4 protein-coding genes and 1 pseudogene are annotated in these 2,285 nt (G+C 37.1%); 3 read left to right on the top strand and 2 right to left on the bottom strand.

The window, feature by feature from the left end:
* Positions 1 to 183 (top strand): annotated as a pseudogene (locus tag IQR33_RS34690) (integrase); the annotation flags it as partial.
* Here IQR33_RS34690 and IQR33_RS28020 read toward each other — a convergent pair.
* Positions 180 to 902 carry a hypothetical protein gene (locus IQR33_RS28020; RefSeq protein ID WP_054574964.1) on the bottom strand — a complete coding sequence of 241 codons (723 nt, stop codon included), beginning with the start codon at positions 900 to 902 and terminating at the stop codon, positions 180 to 182. The pseudogene IQR33_RS34690 and the gene IQR33_RS28020 sit on opposite strands and share 4 nt — an antisense overlap.
* 178 nt (positions 903 to 1,080) lie before the next feature.
* Here IQR33_RS28020 and IQR33_RS28015 point away from each other — a divergent pair, with 178 nt between their 5' ends.
* Positions 1,081 to 1,443 (top strand): hypothetical protein, encoded by a 363-nt coding sequence (locus tag IQR33_RS28015; RefSeq protein WP_025634109.1) that lies wholly within the window; start codon positions 1,081 to 1,083, stop codon positions 1,441 to 1,443.
* A 3-nt stretch (positions 1,444 to 1,446) separates the two neighbouring features.
* Entirely contained in the window at positions 1,447 to 1,884 is a 438-nt protein-coding gene (locus IQR33_RS28010; RefSeq protein ID WP_025634110.1) for a hypothetical protein, read from the top strand.
* Here IQR33_RS28010 and IQR33_RS28005 read toward each other — a convergent pair.
* Positions 1,881 to 2,285: hypothetical protein (locus IQR33_RS28005; protein ID WP_193844251.1), on the bottom strand; the 405-nt coding region annotated here is incomplete at its 5' end. The genes IQR33_RS28010 and IQR33_RS28005 overlap by 4 nt on opposite strands.

Raw genomic sequence — 2,285 nt, 5'->3', positions numbered from 1 at the left:
GGTCGTTGTTGGTCAGGGCATTCGGCACGTTGTGGAGCGGTAGTTGATGGGCATGTCGTTCATAAGATGAATGCAGTCGACCTTATGTCTATTGGTGATTGGACAAATATGGGTACTGTTAAAAGATATCTGAGAGCTACTGGTCACCTAGAAGCTTCAAATATCGAACTACAAAAACACTAAATCAAAGCTATCTGACGCAGAATTCGTTCTTGGTCCAAATCTGGAAACGCAGTAGCGAAGTAGTGTTTTGTAGCCACTTCTAATTGGGCCATAAACTTTATCTTTTGGGCGATGTTTCCTGTAAGGCTTATTGTTTTACCGGAGATGATTGTGCTTACATAAATCGAGCTCTCTTTAAATCCTATAGACAATGGTCCAGTTTGTTGTTGGTGAAACTTTAACTTGAAATCAAGGCATTTAAGGTTTTGAAGAAATAGGGAATAAGCTTGAATAAGTTCAGTGTGAGAAAAGGCAACTGAGATTTTGTTGTTCCAATCACTTGAGCAACCGTTATGTTCTGGGCAAATGTCTACAACAATTGAAATTAGGTTGTTAGCTATGTTTCCTAATCGAATCACCGCTGCACAATTTAATGACTTGTTATAGAGATTAATTTGACTATTTGGGTGGAAGTAAGCGTTTGATTTTGTGGCAGAAGGTTGCACTGATTGTGACTTGCCGCCAACTTCAGATAGACGAACGTCCTGCTTTTGTTGATTAAAGGCGTTCAAACAGACATCATTGCTTTGCAAAGTTGTACTTTGTGGGCTTAGGTGTTTATCGTGTACATTAACAATTCGATCTGAGGTTTTTTCTGATACTACATCCTGATGATTCAGATCATCTGTTATGTCAGAAAACTCGTTGTCTGGTTGAAATTCCCATGAATTTACACTCATATCGCCCCCAAAGTAGTACGTTAGTTGTCAAAAAAATGGCAAATACCCTTGTTTATGTATATCTTATATTGATACATAAGCAAGATTTATAAAGACTGGACTGGTTCCTGGTGAAGCAAAGAGGAGTTACCTTTGCCATCAATAGAACCGATGGGCACAAGCTTAAAACAAAAAATATATGAACCCAATCTCTCTAAAGACATTACCAAATTTTACAAGCTATGTGCTTTCTATTTCAGAGTACTTGCTCTTAAATGTTCTTGAAAATGACAAGAAAATCATAAAGAAAATTCAAAGCGGTGATGAGCTACCTCTACCTGAAATTAAAAACTCTTTAGATCAACGATTTGAAGATCTAAAGTTAGAAATATTTGACTATGAAATCCTTAAGTCAATCGCTATGAATTATCCTCATGACCACTACGCTGAAAAAATCGTGTCTTGTAACTATGACTATCATATGACAATGACCTGGTTCAAGAAGGCTATTCTTCAGTCATCTGTTAGACCACTTGCCTTTGCACAGCTTGAGTTAGGCTAAAAAATGGATTTAGAAAAACTCAAAGTGTCAGTTGAAAAGTTCTCAAGTCAGAATTTTCAAAAACAACAAGATATTCTCCAACTACAAAATAGAATGATCGGCACCATTCTACAAATCAGACTAAGTGCAATACCACCAGCTCGAAGAAGTGAATTCGATAATACCAGTTTTACAAATTTGCCAAGTTTGCTAACAAAATGGCAAGTTAATCCAAATGCTGTACAAGATATCAATTTCTTTCTGAATGAATTTGAGACAAAGTTTGGCAGGAGATTTGACCATATTAGCTTGAAGAGTGTTGAGAAAGCTAATGTACTTGAACCTAGTCAACAAACAATAAATCAGAGGCTAGAATCTTGTATAACTGGACCAGTAAATGAAAAGGACGCCATTGGTATCAAACAACAGCGTCCTGATAATGACTTCGACTTTTCTCGCTAGTAGAGCCCTTCCATAAATGCCTCATCATCAAGACATGCTCTTTCAATTTCCAAGAACTCTTCCATTTTACGTAAGTAATAGGACTGCTCTTCGAAAGTGATTTCATCAAACAAAAATTGATATCCGCTCATAGGTGTAGATGAAACTATCTTAGAGAGAAAGTGCTTTGACTGTTTAGTAAAGCCAGGAGAAACAATAAGCGCCGAAACATTGTTGGCTCTAATTGTTAGAAGTTGAGTTTGGCTAATAATTTCATGTTCTGCGTCTAGCCAACCTCGAGCTACCTTTAACTTTTTCTCTAAAAGCCTAGCGCTACGGTCTGAAACATAGCTTTCTTTTGAATTAAGCCTAACGTCACGATGATTAATACCTAACCGTGAAACTAATTCAAGATTAGCCTC

The organism is Vibrio sp. OPT46 (assembly GCF_015163535.1).
In the GTDB taxonomy this organism is placed as follows: domain Bacteria; phylum Pseudomonadota; class Gammaproteobacteria; order Enterobacterales; family Vibrionaceae; genus Vibrio; species Vibrio alginolyticus.
This window is presented reverse-complemented; position numbering and strand designations above follow the sequence as displayed.

Coding starts and splice junctions, on each gene's coding strand:
- IQR33_RS28020 (WP_054574964.1), bottom strand. CDS start 902: ATGAGTGTAAATTCATGGGAATTTCAACCAGACAACGAGTTTTCTGAC.
- IQR33_RS28015 (WP_025634109.1), top strand. CDS start 1,081: ATGAACCCAATCTCTCTAAAGACATTACCAAATTTTACAAGCTATGTG.
- IQR33_RS28010 (WP_025634110.1), top strand. CDS start 1,447: ATGGATTTAGAAAAACTCAAAGTGTCAGTTGAAAAGTTCTCAAGTCAG.